The sequence below is a fragment of the Spirosoma fluviale genome, from assembly GCF_900230225.1.
Classification (GTDB): Bacteria; Bacteroidota; Bacteroidia; order Cytophagales; family Spirosomataceae; genus Spirosoma; species Spirosoma fluviale.
Map to the genome: position 1 here is coordinate 348,425 of NZ_OCNH01000003.1, position 16,193 is coordinate 364,617.

General features: G+C 51.8%; 11 protein-coding genes. 5 read left to right on the top strand and 6 right to left on the bottom strand.

Translation table 11 applies throughout. From position 1 onward, the window contains the following. Positions 1–158: 158 nt before the first annotated feature. From CRO74_RS17740 to CRO74_RS17765, 6 genes are all read right to left on the bottom strand, one after another. Positions 159–986, bottom strand: coding sequence for an AraC family transcriptional regulator (locus tag CRO74_RS17740; RefSeq protein WP_097127521.1), 828 nt, complete (start codon positions 984–986; stop codon positions 159–161). A 173-nt stretch (positions 987–1,159) separates the two neighbouring features. Beyond that, the gene (locus CRO74_RS17745; RefSeq protein ID WP_097127523.1) at positions 1,160–2,524 is read right to left on the bottom strand and encodes a DUF418 domain-containing protein; all 1,365 of its coding nucleotides are present in this window, start codon (positions 2,522–2,524) and stop codon (positions 1,160–1,162) included. Positions 2,525–2,616: 92 nt separating this feature from the next. Beyond that, the gene (locus CRO74_RS17750; protein WP_097127525.1) at positions 2,617–3,141 is read right to left on the bottom strand and encodes a hypothetical protein; all 525 of its coding nucleotides are present in this window, start codon (positions 3,139–3,141) and stop codon (positions 2,617–2,619) included. A 170-nt stretch (positions 3,142–3,311) separates the two neighbouring features. Further along, a complete protein-coding gene (locus tag CRO74_RS17755; protein WP_097127527.1) occupies positions 3,312–6,287 on the bottom strand; it encodes a hybrid sensor histidine kinase/response regulator transcription factor in 2,976 nt (991 codons plus the stop codon). 431 nt (positions 6,288–6,718) lie between these two features. Beyond that, positions 6,719–7,075, bottom strand: a complete 357-nt coding sequence (locus CRO74_RS17760) for a hypothetical protein (RefSeq protein ID WP_097127528.1) — start codon at positions 7,073–7,075, stop codon at positions 6,719–6,721. Between the two features lie 379 nt (positions 7,076–7,454). Further along, positions 7,455–7,913 (bottom strand): cupin domain-containing protein, encoded by a 459-nt coding sequence (locus tag CRO74_RS17765; RefSeq protein ID WP_218840226.1) that lies wholly within the window; start codon positions 7,911–7,913, stop codon positions 7,455–7,457. A 729-nt stretch (positions 7,914–8,642) separates the two neighbouring features. Between CRO74_RS17765 and CRO74_RS17775 the strand changes: the two genes are divergently transcribed. From CRO74_RS17775 to CRO74_RS17795, 5 genes are all read left to right on the top strand, one after another. Continuing rightward, the gene (locus CRO74_RS17775; protein ID WP_097127531.1) at positions 8,643–10,418 is read left to right on the top strand and encodes a histidine kinase; all 1,776 of its coding nucleotides are present in this window, start codon (positions 8,643–8,645) and stop codon (positions 10,416–10,418) included. Positions 10,419–10,456: 38 nt separating this feature from the next. Next, the gene (locus tag CRO74_RS17780; protein WP_097127533.1) at positions 10,457–11,824 is read left to right on the top strand and encodes a sensor histidine kinase; all 1,368 of its coding nucleotides are present in this window, start codon (positions 10,457–10,459) and stop codon (positions 11,822–11,824) included. Positions 11,825–11,828: 4 nt separating this feature from the next. Beyond that, complete coding sequence (locus CRO74_RS17785) at positions 11,829–12,575, top strand: LytR/AlgR family response regulator transcription factor (RefSeq protein ID WP_097127535.1); 747 nt, start codon at positions 11,829–11,831, stop codon at positions 12,573–12,575. A 227-nt stretch (positions 12,576–12,802) separates the two neighbouring features. After that, positions 12,803–14,002 carry a serine hydrolase domain-containing protein gene (locus tag CRO74_RS17790; protein ID WP_097127537.1) on the top strand — a complete coding sequence of 400 codons (1,200 nt, stop codon included), beginning with the start codon at positions 12,803–12,805 and terminating at the stop codon, positions 14,000–14,002. An 86-nt stretch (positions 14,003–14,088) separates the two neighbouring features. Further along, entirely contained in the window at positions 14,089–15,633 is a 1,545-nt protein-coding gene (locus tag CRO74_RS17795) for a flavin-containing monooxygenase (protein ID WP_097127540.1), read from the top strand. Positions 15,634–16,193 lie beyond the last annotated feature (560 nt).

The following is a 16,193-nucleotide window of genomic DNA, read 5'->3' on the forward strand; positions in this document are numbered from 1 at the left end:
TGTGCTGGTTTCAGGCAACCGTTTAGATCAAGGTAAACTACCCTTGCGTAGAAGAATTATATATATGTTCATTAGATGCTTCACCTATGCGCAAATTTCGTTTTAAAGCCTGTAGAAGAATTGTAAAAAACGGCCAATTCTGACCACTTGCTCAGTTTCTATTCGTAGAGGGCATCATGCAGCCCCGCAGCCTGACTTTCGTAGAGCCGGGGCGACGAACCGGAGAAGTAGTTAAACTCATTAATCAGGTGGGGCTGATCATAGTAGCCCGTGAGCGATAAGACATCCTGCCAGTTTAACTTGGGTTGTTGGTCGAGGTAGCGACGGGTGTGTATAAACCGCTGCATCCGTACGTAATATTTTGGCGAAACCCCCACCACCTGAGTGAACTGCCGACGAAAGGTTCGTTCGGAGCTGTTAAGCCGGTAGGCCAGTTCCTGCAGGTTTACCTGAGCAGGGTAACGCTGCATATAGCCTACAGCCGCTTCAATGCGACCGTCGGTGCGGAGTTGGTTTGCCCAGTTCGCCTTACCCAACCGTCGAAGCAGAAATCCTTCCAGCAAAGCAAACCGCCGGGCTGTGGAGCGGGCTTCGCGCATCTGGTCGGTCAACTCCAGGACGTCTTGGTTAACCACCGCCGTGAGATCCAAGCTCTTTTCAATGAGCTCATGCACGGGTAATTGCCATAAAGTTTGAAGACCCGTAGGAGTAAAATCGATTACTATGCCCAGCGTTGGTCCCCTAAAGTACTTCGTCATTGGTACGCCAAAAAGTCCAAATACAGTACTTTCGCAGACTTCCAGTGGCTTATTTCCTGATGCATAGACTTGAAACGGACTTTCCAGACTGAAAACAAAGTGCGACCGACCTGTACAGGTAAAGGGCACGGCGATGGTTTCATCGAGGGGTAAGTCATGCCTGATTTCCCAAAGGCACCTTACATAAGGCGTTAAGGCATGGCATGGAAGGTGCTGATGGATTTGCATAACACACGGGTTTAATCAGGACTTTTGAGTGCTTTACTGCCTGTTCGCTTACATGAAAAAACATCCACATCACACTGACAGCCAACCGGTATGTGTATGATAAGCGTATTGAATAGCCTCTCTTAATCCGGTAGTTTATGATTAAAAAACAAGGTATTATCCTGCCAGTTCCTTTATGCCGGGACACGCAGGATGGGCTGCCGTCTCCAGTACGTCAGCGACCGCCACAGCCACTCGAGCGGCCCCAGGCGGAAATAACGAAGCCAGACCGCCGAAAAAATGAACTGAATCACCCATACACCGGCGACCACGTAAAGAAGCTGGTGCGTCGTCATTGTTCCGTAATAACCCAGACCATATCCATAGAAAAACAGGGTGCACAGCACCGACTGCATCAGGTAGTTGGTGAAGGCCAGCTGCCCGACATTGGCCAGTCCCCCCATCAGCGAAGGCACCAGCCGGGAGCGATACAGCAACAGCAACAAACTGGCGTGTCCCAACGCTGTGCTGGCGCGCCGAATGTGATACAGCGCCTGGAACGGAAAACCGTCGGCATCTATCGCGGCACCTGGATTGTGAAACCAGGCTACCCCATCCCAAAAAGCCAGATAGCCTAAGGGCAGGCCGATACCGTAGCCCAGGAGCAGCGTCAGCACGTAAGTGCGGGTGGGTATCTGATTGGAGAAAAAGCCCCAGTTGAACAAGGCCATTCCCAGAAACATCATCACCAGTACGTCCCAAAAGTAGATATCATAAAATTCGACTGATTGTAGTCGGCTGGCAACGGGCATCACGGTAGCGAACACCGTGCCATAGCCAGACTGCATCTTTTTGATGATCTCGGCCTGTTTTTGGGGATCGAAACGCGTTTTCTGCTCAGTTTCCAGCCACCCGATTCTGGCAGTTTGCTGCTCGGCGGTGGGCTTCTTATGCTGCTTCTCCGCGGCAACAGCCTGTAAGTAGCCCACCCGTTTTTCTTTCATCTCCAGGCCGGTCATAGCCCCCTTGCCCATTGAAATGATCATACAAAGCCCGGCCGCGGCTAGCCAGTAGCCCAGCTTCAGCTTACGGAAGGGAAATAGAAATAGTCCACATACACCGTACGCGAAGAGAATATCGCCGTGCCACAACAGGACATAGGCGTTAATGAGGCCGAACAGGATCAGCCAGAGTAACCGACGATAGTAGAAATCAGCGATGGTATACCCGCTGAACGTATCTTCTTTTTTGGCCGTAAACAAGAGCACACCGGCCCCAAACAGCATCGAGAACAGAGCGCGCATGGTGCCTTCACAAACTGAAGCGAGGAATTCAAAGGTTTTGAAGTTGATATCGTCCACGGGCTGGGTAAATAGCCTTGGAAAGACAGTCTCTACCGGCAGACCAAAGCCTACAATGTTCATGAGCAAAATGCCACACAGGGCAAATCCCCGAATAACATCAATCGTCCGAATACGCTCTGTATGGATTACCAGCGGTACCGAATCAGGGCTGATGATGGGGGTTGCGACCACCGGCGATAGGTCGGTATGTTCCATAGTTGGGACTCGTTTAATAACTACTTCTGAGCGGGTTGTTTACAACAAGCCAGTTTTGGTGCAAAGCCTGGAATGAGTTGGTACCATTTGGCCTACCTGGCCTGTGAAAGAAGAACCGAGTCTGGTGTTGTTAGTCGTACAGTTGCCTGCTTAAAGAAACATACCGCCATATAAATGACGACTCCAATCTCCACTAAGAAGGCCATTTTACGAATCCAGTCGGTTTGCCACAAACGCGCCATCAGGGCCGGGCTGTAGTGACCCTCATCAAATTGCTGCTCGATCGGCGCCTGAAACAAAATAGTCGACGTCCAGGCGGCCACAACGCAGGCCAGCGCTACCCAAAGCGTCCATCTTGGTACGCTCGCTGGCCGGTTGAAGAATAAAGCGATTAGGGCGATGTTACCTAACAGAATGGGCAGCACCAGAAATGGCAGAACGTTCTGACTGGTGGCTTGATGCCAGCGGGCGAAGTCGGCCGGGGGGAAGGAACGACCCAGATCGGCATAGCTCAGGTACTCGACAAACTCGTTCATCATGCCCGCGCCGAAGCAGTAAAACGTCAGCAGCAGGTAGGTCAGGAAGACTCCGTAAGGCGAATGTGGCTTAATTTCCATGATGTGTTTTAGAAAGGGTTATCGGCGGTCGGATCGAGGCCGGCGAAACAACACCACAAAGGAAAACAAGCCACCCCTGAGCGGCTTTCGCGTGCGTTGCAAATTCATTCGAAAACGTTGCAATAGCTGATTTTTAGCGTGTTTAAGGGATAAAACGAGTGAGTCAGGTCTTAGAATAAGGATATGTCCGCTTTCTTTTTTACGTCGCTGGGGGCGCAGCCAAAGTGGCGGGTAAAACTGGTGGAAAAGCTGGCTGGGCTGCTAAAACCAACCAGGTAGGCCACTTCCGATACGGTAGCTACGTTGCGGGTCAGTAAGTCCAGGGCGCGTTGTAGGCGAACCGCACGGATCAGATCACCGGGCGATTGATTGAGGAGCGCTTTGAGTTTGCGGTGGAGCTGGGCTCGACTAACGCCCAGGTCGTCGCTCAACTGATCGACGCTAAAGCCTTCGTCATCCAGCCGGGCGTCGATGGCCGTCTTCACCCGGTTTAAAAAGGCTTGCTCTATGGACGGTAACGCATCTCCGATATGCCATAGATTGTCCCGGCTGAATCGCTCCCGGAGCTGCTGACGACTGGTCAGTAAGTTCGCGATCTGAGCCAGCAGCTCCCGCTGGTGAAACGGCTTGACCAGGTAACTATCCGCCCCCGTTTGCAGCCCCTCAATCCGGCTGTCGAGGTCGGCTTTGGCCGTTAACATCACGATGGGAATATGGCTGGTGCGTTCGTCCTGCTTCAGGGCCGCACAAACCTGATGCCCATCCAATTTTGGCATCATCAGGTCAGTGATGACCAGATCAGGTACGTGCTCCTGAGCGAGCCGAACGCCTTCCTCTCCGTTGCGAGCTTCAATGATCCGGTACGGATGTCCTACCGATGAGCGGATGAATTGACGTACCTCATCATTGTCTTCGATCAAGAGGAGTTCTGGTCCGTCAGCCGCTTCGGACGGTTGAGGAAGCAGGTCCAGTACCGGATCAACTACTCCCGGTGATGAAGTAGGTAACTCATTTTCTGGCCCGTTCTGAACGGAATGTTTCTGACGAATGGGTAGGCGCACGGTGACGGTAGTGCCCACATTTTGCTGGCTATCGATATGAATACGACCGTCGTGCAGTTCAACCAATTCCCTGGTTAAGGCCAGACCAATGCCAAAACCCGCCTGCTCCCGCGTGTTGGAGGCATCGACCTGATAGAACTGATCAAACACATACGGAAGGTTGGCGACAGGAATGCCGACACCGGTATCACGAACCGCCAACTCAACCCAAGGTTCGTCTCCGACGAGTTCACGGGTTAGCCGGACAAACACACCGCCCCCGGATGGCGTAAACTTGATGGCGTTGGAAAACAGGTTGTAAAGAATTTTTTCGAGCTTATCGCGGTCAAGGTCCATCATGAGCTGGTCAAGATCAGTTGCCACATGCAGCGAAATTTGTTTCTGTCCGGCCAGCGACTCAAAGGAGAGCAGGGTGCCCTTCACCAAACTAATCAGGTCGGCCGGGGTAAGAGCCAACTGGGTTTTACCCGCTTCCAACTTACTTAGGTCGAGCAGTTGGTTGATGAGTTGCAACAACCGCTGGGCGTTTCGGTGCAGGAGCCCAACCTGCTGCTTGGTTTTGGATTCCTTAGTTTCAGCCAGCACCTGTTCGGCCGGGCCAAGCATGAGCGTCAGTGGGGTACGGAACTCATGAGTCAGGTTGGTGAAAAAATGTGATTTGATAGCGTCGATCTCCCGGAGTTTATCGGCCTGCTGCTGAATCTGCTCGGTTCGCTCCTGCACGGTTTGCTCCAAGACCTCATTCTGTTCAGCTACCAGCTTGAGCTTTTCGGCTTCCTGCGCCAGTGTCTTTTCGGACAGCGCCCTGACCTGCTCGAGTTGTGTTTTCAGGTTACTATTTGTCCGGGCAAAGTCTTGAGCCAGATACAGCGAGGTGCATAGGGGTAATGACAAAAACCCAAATGCAATTGTCAGGCTTGACCCGTATGGATTATTATGCCAAAGTGCGGGAAACACATTACCGACTGCTAGGATCGCCACAATAATAGTGATCAGCATACCCGCGCCAATAAGCCAGATACCTGGCTGCCGGCGGTGCATCGCCAGACCAACAACCCGGAATACTTCCAGTGTACAAATGATCAGAAAGAACCAGAAGAGGGCATTAACACCAAAGCCCGGAAACAATGCGCCGATGAGCATGAATTGGAACGCTGCGGCACAAAATAGCCACACCCGTCTGGGTTGTCTGGGGTAATAAATGGAGTAGATAAACACGACCATCAGTAACGGAATGGCTACGTTAGCAGGATAATACAGCCAGAACAGGGCGTGCTGCGTATCCGGACTGATGACAATATTGTCAAAGAAAACGCAGATGGAGCATACCGAGAAACAGAGCATACAAAGGCTATAATACAAGTTAGACTTGCGAGCCGGGTAAAACAGGAACAGAAACAGGTGTAACAAGGCAAACAAACCTGGGCCAGCAGCCGGAATCAGGTTGAGGGCGTTGGCTCGGGAACGGTACAATAAGTTCTCGTTCATTTTTTCATGCGTTCCGATCCAAGCTAAAAATCCTTGTCCAAGCCTGACTTTTCGGGTTAGGTATTGATGAAAGCAGGACAGCCGGACGGCTAATACGTGCGGCCCGGAATGATCAATACGAAAAGCAATTGGCTCATTATCGGGCAAGTAGGTTGTTTCAGTAGCCAGCGAATGACCGACTTTGCCAAAACCACCGATGCGCTGCCCATCCAGGTAAATGTCCGAAGCACCCATGTGGGCAATCCTTAACGCCATCATCTGGCCTACCAGTGACTCATCCAACGTGAAATGCAGTCTGAACCAACCTACTCCTTTCCAGCCGGGCGGAGTGTTCCCTACACTGTTACCGGTTTTGAATGATATCCAGCTATGATCATCCAGCGCCGGATTAGCCCAAGTCGGGTTGTCGCCAGCCTGGAATCGCCAGGGCATTGGATACAGAAAATAGCCGGATAATGTTTTTTGTAAGCTGTCCGCCGTCAGTAGTAAACTCGTCGGCTGAGCCCGGGCGACACCCGTTGATAAAGTAAGCCAGCTTAGTATGGCCAAAACGAGTAACAACCCTGGCAGGAAAGCGCCTGATGGACGATGTTTCATAGCTGGCTGGACAAGCGGAGCAACAATTGCTATTGACTATCTATCAATTTAGGCATTATTGCTGATTACTAAACCAGTAAGTCGGAATCATATTAGTAAGCGGCAACAAGCACTACTCCTTTTGAGTTTGCATCAGCCACCTCTTTTTTGGTACCCCCAACAGTCTTATAAAAAAGCTCTTTTCTTAGGATATCTGTTACATGACTTAAAGCAAATGACACTGCCGGGCCGACCGTTAACAATCCGCCCAGCGTCGGAGTGGTGTCACACCCCGTCCCTTTCGGCCCAAAATAGCCTAAGTAGCTAATCCCCTACTTCAGTTCCACCCGATAAAACCCATCGGTTACTGCCAAGCCTGCCGCTTTAAATGCAAATGTACCTTCGGCTCAGTTGCCCTTGAGAGCCGTGATTTCCATGGTGCCCGAGTAATGCTAGTAAACGGGGCCATCTTTGATCCAGTAATCGACCGCGTAACCATCCCCCAAGCGGGCCCGTTTGCCCACTTGGGCGGACCGTTTTTTGAAGCAATACATCATCAGATAACTTGCTTCACCCACATAACCGATCATTACGCCAGCCATGGCGGGTGGCATCATCGAGGAAGCCCGCCATGGTTTGCCGTTTATGTTGGCACTCATCGTCCAGCCGCTCGTGGTCGTGGCTACGGCTCCCGGCCTAGGCGCATCTTTAATGGCGGCTTCCATTTTTTTTGCTTGTTCAGTAGCCGATTGTCCCAGGCAAGCACTCATCGTGGCCACTAGAAGCCAGGTCAGTATGGGTAATTTCATGAGTGTTGTTCTATCGTTTGTTTGCTGGACTCTCTACTTTTTACGGAACTCATTATCTCGAAAAAGACTGGCCTTTTAGACGTATCGAAAGGCTATCGCTGGCGGGATAGTCGAATCCGCTTTTCCAGGGGAAGCGCTAGCTTTTAGGGGTTGTTAATGCCTGAACCAATCATCCGTTTGTGCAACTCGGCTAGTAACTCAAGTCACTAGTAAGCATAAACTAATGAACATCCAGTCAAGGAGCTCCTAGCCGGGTAGTCAGCCGCTGAATTTCCATCCTCACTGTTTTAACTGATGGATGGGTGGTCTCACCCGCTTAAAGCCGTGCGCTTGCCGAAACTCATCCTGTTGCGCTTCGCTCATCGTTTTCATGACCCCTTCACTGATCTGCTGAAAGCACGCGTTGAAACGTCATCAGCAGCCGACCCTCTCCTGGCCCTACTTTGGCAAAACAATGTGGGACGTTGCGCGGACCGAAGACGGTGTCACCCGCTTTAACCGGATGGATGACCTCACCAACTTTAATTAAGAACTCCCCTTCCAGCACATACCACAGCTCATCCTGGTTGAAATGAACGTGCAGAGCGGGCCCGCCTTCTTTGACCCGCCGGGATTTATAGATGTACAAATCCCCGTTGGTGTCTTTGGTCGACACCTTGGTCATAAAGGTGTCGCCATCGAAGAGGGAAATGGCCTGATTAAATCGGTCCTTGCCCGCATCGACTTTGAAGCCCTTGTCGATTCGATATTTTTTCAGGGTATCGGCCGCCCACAGGAAAGGGGATACCAAAAAGGTAGCGGTGGCTAGACTGGCTTTCAGAAAGCGGTTCCGTTGCATATCCGTTTTGGGTTTTATAATCAATCTAGGGCCATTTCTACAAATGAACATGTCTTGTCCATACCATTGGTCAGTTGTTTAGCAATGGTCAATATAGGTCAATACATTCTCTTGAGCCAGGTACTTTATCTACTTGATTAAAGGCTTACAAGCTGTAGGCCAGCCCAACAAGTAGGTAAACGCGTAAAAATAATCCATCCTGGCAAGGTATGCGATGGATAGCCGTTGTTAGGTACAGAAAGGTGGCCAATTGCTTTTGGTGGCCTGCTCAGCCATTCAATGCGCTTAAGTAGAGGAAATAGATTCAGTTAAAAAGAGAGTAGAAATCAATGTATTATAAAACGCTCCTGAGTGAGACGAATAGGCTTGTATGCGTCTGCTATGTAGTTGGGGTTAAATTGGGCGGTTTCTTTAATAACTGTCAAGTGGTACGCCACCGCGGTACCATTCATAGCATACAAGAAGGCAACCTTAAAATAATATCATGGCGCAAACCTAAAGGCATACGCTATTTAGGGCCCAGCATTGGCGGACAAATTGGTACTCTGCGCCTGCCAAACAACCGGCTTCGCCTGGCAATCGGGGAAAAGCAACGAAAGCTTGCCTTTCCCCGATTTGTCAAGTCAACCGCTCCATTTGTTAAGCCGGAACGCCATTTCATAAAGTTATATTCCCTTCTGTTGCGTCAGTAACTTATCTTGTTAAGCCTAAATATGCTTGTGCCTGCCGATGAGTTATTACTGGAAATTGATTTGTGGAAGCCTTATTTTAATCCTGTGGTGGCAGACGACATGCGGACAGGGTACGCCCATTTTGCGGGGTGATAGCTGGGCGCAGGTTCAGCAGCAACGAGGAGGGGTGATTACCATTGTCTGGGATGAGGTGGCGCCGTATGCTTATCGGGATTCGACGGGTCGGCTGGTGGGTATCGAGGTCGAACTGCTCGAATCGTTCGGGCGCTTTGTGCGTAAGCAGTACGGGTATGACCTGCGGCTCGAATGGGTAAATGGCGGCAGTTTCAACAAAACTTACCGGTATGTGCAAACGTCGCCTAACCCCGGTGTATTCGGGCTGGCGTATTTCTCGATCACCCCCGAACGGCTACGCCAGGTGCAGTTCACCCCCGCTTACATGCCCGATCTGAACGTACTTGTTACCCACCCCGACGCACCCACCTACGCATCGCCCGGTGAGTTCATTCACGATTTGCCCACGATGACCGCCTACACGATGAGCAATACGACCATGGCGCAGGATGTGGATTCCCTCAGGCGCACATTTCACCCCAACCTGCCCGTCCGAACCGTGACCGACGACTATGCGGTGCTGGACCGTATCCGCCTTGACAGGCATGGGTTTGGCTACGTACCGCTGTCACTCTACCTCTATGCCCGCCAACAGGGACTGACTTTGAAACGGCAATCGGTTTTGCTTAGTGAACGCATTGGCTTTGCCGCTATTTATCCGCTCAAAAGCGACTGGAATGAGCCGATGGATGCCTACGCCCGTGCCCTCGGAGCGGCAGATATCACCAATGAAATCGTAAAGCGTTACTTAGGGACGACCCTGGCCGGAGTTGTTTTCGACGCGCCAGAGCGACCCTCACGTTACGCAATGGAGCTTCTGTCACTTCAGAAAGAACTGGTGACGCAACGGCTTATCAGCACCGCTTTGGAAGTGCAGACCCAGAAAACACAGCGCAGTTTAGCGGTGCTGGGGCTGTTCCTGCTCGTAACGGTGGCGGTGTCGCTTTACGTTCGGACGGTGAACAAGCAAAAAATCAATCAGCAATTAGCCCAACAGAACACGTTGATCCGGCAGCAGCGCGACGAAATTGAACGGGTAAGCCGCCAGTTAAAGTTAAAAATGCTCCAGGCCCAGCTCAATCCGCATTTTATCTTCAATTCGCTCAACGCCATCCAGTATTTTATTATGCTGAACGAAAAGCGCAATTCGCTGGCGTATGTGGCGGCTTTCTCGCGGTTTATGCGGCAACTGCTTACCACAGCTTCCCAACCCAGCGTATCTGTCCGGCAGGAGGTGCAATTGCTTGACCAGTATCTGACGCTGGAAAAAATGCGCTTTGCCAACAAATTTGACTTTTCCATAACGACCGATACCGCACCGGATTCTGCCTTGTCTGCGGTGTATATACCCACATTATTTGTCCACCCCTTCGTCGAAAACGCGCTTTACCACGGCATTATGAACCGCCCCAACGGGGGAGGAATGCTGCAGATTCAGTTTGGCGATGACCCATCGGGCGTGCGGGTTACCCTGACCGACAACGGGGTGCAGCGGTCAGCGATGCCGGTTGTCAACGGTCGGCAAACGACGACGGATCTGACGCCCCACTGGGAGTCGGTACAGGAACGGCTCGCACTCTTTAATGTCCAGACTAACCGCCCTATCCGTGTCGAAACCAGCGCACTAATGACGACCAACGGCACGGCGACCGGTATGCAGACAATCCTTTATTTGCCGGTAATGACAGAATCCAACTAAGGCCGTACTTTACACCGGCTAACGCTAACGCCAATGCCATGCCTGCTTCACTTACTCAACTCTGGCAATCACTTTCTATCCTTGGGTTAAATCACCCTCGCCTGAGCCAGCCGGGCCTTCCCGCCGACCTCGACAAAAAAGTCGTCCTGTGCAATCGGATGGCCGTAACTATTGGGCTGACATTATTCCCCGCTACGTTTCTATTCTGGTCATCGCCCTGGCTTTTTACCTTCTATCTAGTATCGGTGCTGACCTTCATGTCGCCCCTGCTGCTCAACTTCCTGGGCTATTTTACCGTGTCGAGGCTCGTACTGACCATCACGCCCTCGCTGTACGTGCTGGTGGGAGCCGGACTAACCACCAACGGTCCGGCCATGAGCCAGCAAATTGACCTGATGGCCTCCATTGTGTTTCCGTTGCTCTTGTTTCAACTCACCGAGAGCCGAAAAATGTGGTTTGGCCTGATCTGGATTGGCCTGATGCTGCTGATTTTTGAGCCGGTCACCCGCTTTATTCCCCGACTTCCGGAACTGGTCAGCGATGAGCAGACCGAGAATGCGGCTACCCGAACGGCCAGTGGGTTGTTCGCCTTCGCTATGGTAACAGCCGCTTTCCTGTATCAGCAACGTATCAGCCAGCAAACCGAAGCCCGATTGGCTGAAACGCTCCGGCTGGCCGAGGAGAAAGGCGAGACGGTCTGGCAGCAGCACGAGCAACTGCAACGGCAAATGAGCGAGATCGAGCGGCAAAACGGGGAGATTGAACGGATTAACCGGATCCTGCGATCACAGGCCCTCAAAGCCCAGATCAACCCGCACTTTGTTTTTAATGCGCTGAACTCCATTCAGCATTTTGTGGTCCAGAAAAATACGATGGAAGCCCTGAGCTACCTGACCAAGTTTGCCAAACTGATCCGGCAGGTGCTCGAAAACTCGGTGAACGAACGAATTCCCGTAGCCGATGAACTCAAAGCCCTGACGTACTACCTTGACCTGGAGAGACTTCGTTTCAACAACGCTTTTGCGTACCAGATCGAGGTAGACGAGACGCTCGATGTACACACGATTGAGGTGCCCTCCATGCTGTTGCAGCCGTACGTCGAAAACGCTATTGTGCACGGTTTGCGCCACCGTTCCGGCACGAGCGGACAACTCACCATTTGTTTGTTATACCAGACAGACCAGCTGCTGTGTGTGATTGAAGATAACGGCATTGGGCGCCAGGCGTCCCGGGCGTTCAGTGCTGGACGCACCCACATCTCACGCGGCACGACCGTAACCGACAACCGTCTGCGGCTGCTCAGTCCTGACGATACCAACCCGATTAGCGTCATCACCCTTGATTTGTTTGATACCGCTCAACAGCCCTGCGGTACGCGGGTTGAACTAGTTATCCCCCTCCTCTGACACCATGAAAACGGTTATTATCGAAGACGAATATCACAGCCGCGAGTTTCTAAAAACCGTTATGGCCGATATGCTGCCTGACCTAACGCTGGTCGGCATGGCGGACTCCGTACCAACGGGTGTCACGCTCATCAATCAAACTGCCCCCGATCTGGTATTTTTAGACGTCGAAATGCACGCCGGTACGGGTTTCGATTTGCTGGAGCAGGTTGGGCAGCGGGGATTCGACGTTATTTTTACCACCGCCTACGATCACTACGCGTTGCAGGCCATTAAATTCAGTGCCGCCGATTACCTGCTCAAACCCATCGACCTCGACGAATTGCATGTGGCCGTTCAGAAGGTTCGGGAGCGACGAGCCAGCCAATCCCCAAATCTGGCTCTCGACCGGCTGCTACAAACCCTGAAACAGCCCACCGCCGATCCCCAAACCATTACCCTGGCCACCTCCGACGGGCTGGAGTTTGTGTCCCTGCCCGACATCGTGCGTCTTGAAGCTGCCGGCGCCTACACCACCTTTCATTTGAAGGGAAACCGCAAAATTATGGTCAGTAAAAACCTCAAGGAATACGAGCAGATGCTGCCCGAAAAACACTTCTTCCGGCTACATAACTCCCACATTGTCAACCTGAACGAAGTACGCCGGATGCTCAAAACAGATGGCGGCTACGCGATTTTGTCGGACGGCAGCACGATTATGATTTCACCCAGAAAAAAGGAGGAGTTTCTGCGCTTAGTGACCAGCCGTTAACTGCGCAGATCAACCACGGATAACGTGTACAAAAAATGGGGGCTGTCCAATTGGGTGGCCCCCGTTTTTTGTGTCGGTGAACCAATAGAGCTGTTCTGTCAAGTGAGGGTCCGCAACCGTCAAGCGGCTGTTTACTTGCCCCTGCCCGGCAACCTACCTTTGACGAGTCGATTAGCTACTAATCGCTTAACCAATCAGGTATAAACCTTCCATAAGTTCAAAAAAGCATGAAAACAGCACGCATTCAATCCCCTGCCTTCAGTTTCGCCGAGGCATCAACGTTGTTAACCACCAGCCGCAAAGACGAGATACAACCGGAATCCCAGATGAACCCTTCAGGGGCGGGGCGAATTGGCGACATGGCCACCGCTCAATTCGACGGAGCCAAATTCGGCAAAGCCATCGAAACATACATGAACGGCCGGGTGGCTGGCTACGGGTACACGGTTTTCCACGACGGGAAACTGGTGGCCGGTGGTGGTAACGGATGGGCCCGTAAGCCTTTCGAGAGCACGCCCACCAAGCACAGCGATCAGCAACGGCAGGATATTGCCAGTTGCAGCAAATTTGTGACGGCTCTGACAACCGTTGCGCTGCTGGAGAAACACAAAATCTCCCTGTTAACACCGGTTTACCATTACCTGCCCGTTTCCTGGAAACCCAGCGCTGCCTTTAAGGAAATTACGTTTGAGCGGCTCCTGGCGCATCAGACAGCCATTACTAACTATAAAAACGGGTGGGCTGGCCTTAAAAAAGGGGTAGAAGAATTGGCCATTGATAGTAAGGTGAGAAACTACGACAATGTCAATTATAGCCTGATGGCCGTGGTTCTGGCTTATGTCGATATCAAAAAGAATCAATCTTTCACGACGAAGCAACTACTCGATTTAGAGGCTAATCCGGATAGCTGGTATTCGCCAACTAACTTAGGACTGCGGTTCCGGTCGTTGGTACGGGTACTCGTTTTCAAGCCCGCCGGTCTGTTGCACTGGGGCGTAATGGATTACACAAGCTGGAACAACAACGGTGTCATGAGTCCGGAACTGGGAACCAAAGGCTACCCGTCTGTAAACGGGAATGAACCGGGCATTGCTAAAACTGATCTCAGAATCAACGGTGGTTCAGGCGGACTCTATATCAGTGCCAACGAGTTTGGTCGTATTCAGGATGCGGCTGCTCATGGCCAAATCGTGAGTGACCCGTATTATGAAGTCATGAAAACGAAGTTTCTGGGCTTCGATGGGGTCGTTAACGGAGCCAGAGGCAACTACTACTGGAAAAACGGCGGGGCCAATAACCAGGAGACGATCCTGTTCGATACGGGCCGTACGCAAATCTGTGTGTTCGCCAACTCCCCGCAGAGCGCCATAAGCAGCGACCGCTCAATCATTGCCAACGCGTATGATAATGCCTGGGTGGCCAAGTAGAAAAAGTCTGAACGTAATACCCTCAATCCATCAGCCGCCCCGCCTGGGCGGGGCGGCTTCCTAACCTCCTAACTCAATTAATTGACATGAAAACGGCAAAAACAATTGGCATTATTGGTGCGGGCGTAAGCGGCCTGGTAACGGCTAAAACGATGCGTGAACACGGTTTTTCGGTCATTATCTTCGAAAAAGAAGCGGAACTGGGCGGGGTCTGGGCATCCACCCGGCGGTATCCCAACGTAACGACGCAGAATACCCGCGATACGTACACATTCTCTGATTTTCCCATGCCGAAGCATTACGCTGAGTGGCCCACCGGAGAGCAAATCCAGGAGTACCTGACCAATTACGCCCGCCAGTTCGCTATTCTGCCCTTTGTTCGATTCAGCACCACCGTCGAGCGGGCCGAACCGGTTGAGGGCGGGCAGGACGGCTGGGTCGTTTACACAACCCAGAACGGAAAATCGTCCCGGCTGATGGTTGATTTTCTGGTGGTCTGCAACGGGGTTTTCAGCGAGCCGAATAGGCCCCAGGTTCCGGGCCGGGCGTTGTTTGCGGGCACGGTGCTGCACAGCACGGAGTTTCGTGCCGGGCATCTGGAAGCCGCTAAACAGCAGAAAGTGGTGGTGGTTGGATTCGCCAAATCAGCGCACGATATTTTGTCGCAGGTGAGCGATGTTTCCCATAAGCCGGTGTGCATTTACCGGGAAGCCAAGTGGAAGATGCCGCGTATTTTCTGGGGTCTCAATTTTAAATACCTGCTGCTCCACCGCTTCGGCGAATCACTGTTTCCGTACCGGACACTGTATGGCATTCACAAATTTCTGCACGGCCCGCTGGGGAAACCCGTAACCGGCCTGCTGACAAAGGGCATCGGCAAACTGATTGCGGCTCAGCTTGAGCTTAAAAAAAGCGGTCTGCTCCCCGAAAAGCCGTTCGAAAGCATTGCCAACTGCTCCATCGGGCTAACCTCCGATCATTTCTACGAGCGGGCACTCTCCGGCGACATTCAACTCGAAAAAGGTGAAATCGCTGCCTTCGACACCGATGGCGTGGTGCTGACCAATGGCAAAAAAATCACCGCCGACACGGTCGTTTTCGCTACGGGTTTCCAGCAAACCGTACCGTTTTTTGCGCCCGAAATCAGTCGTCGGCTTCGCAATCAGAAAGGCTGGTTTCAGTTGTACCGCAACGTACTGCCTTTGGGTGTTTCCAATCTATCCTTTGTTGGTTATAATCCGTCCTTATTCACGCCGTTTACGTCCGAATTAGCCGCCCATTATACAGCGCAATACATTAAGGGTGAGTTGAATCTGCCCAGCCCGGAGGCTATGAAAGCCGAAATTATCCGGCATCAGGAATGGCTGGTAAACCGTGCTCCTAAAAGTCATTCGTCGGGTACGTGCGTGATCCCGTTCTCGTTCCACCACGCCGACGAACTGATGCGGGACATGGGCCTGAGAACCCGCCGAACCTGGAACCCGATTAAAGAGTTTATGGTCCCGTTCAATCCGGGAATCTACAAAGGACTAACGCAGGAGTTAAGTCAGTTGAGTTCTCAGCCGTCAGTGCTACCAGGTCAACACGTAGTGCCAGTTAAAACCAACCTGGCCCAACCGGCGGGAAACTGAAGAAAATGTCGTCGTTTCATGAATGGAAAACCCGTTATTTCGTCCGCTTTAAGGATTCGAGCTGCTACCTAACGCGGATGAACGGCTAACCGGCTGACACCGATCGTTCTTGGTCATTCCGTCTTTTGCCTGTTAAAGTACCTGATCTTCGGGCACGAAAAGAATTGTTGCCCGGGGGTCATTAAATCGTTTGATGAGCCAGGGGAGATCCATGGTCGATATTCTGGCGTTCGCTCGTGATCCGGTTCATGACCAGTAAAAGGGCGATGGTTTTTGTCAATTAGGCAAGAAACCGTCAATCAGTCATCCCCTACTGCTTTGAGGCCCTCTAGCTTTCCTGTTTTATTGTATACAACCGTTTACTTGTGTACAGTATAACAAAGCTACAGTGGTCGTTCCTGTTTGTAACCCTTTTAACTATTCTCATAAAAACGCTCCTATTCGAGACGAATGAGCTTACATGCGTCTGCTTCTTAGTTGGGGCCTTTAATTGGGCACTTGGTTTTAATAACTGTCAACTACCATCTCTATTATACGAAAACGCCCACACTGGTTTCTAC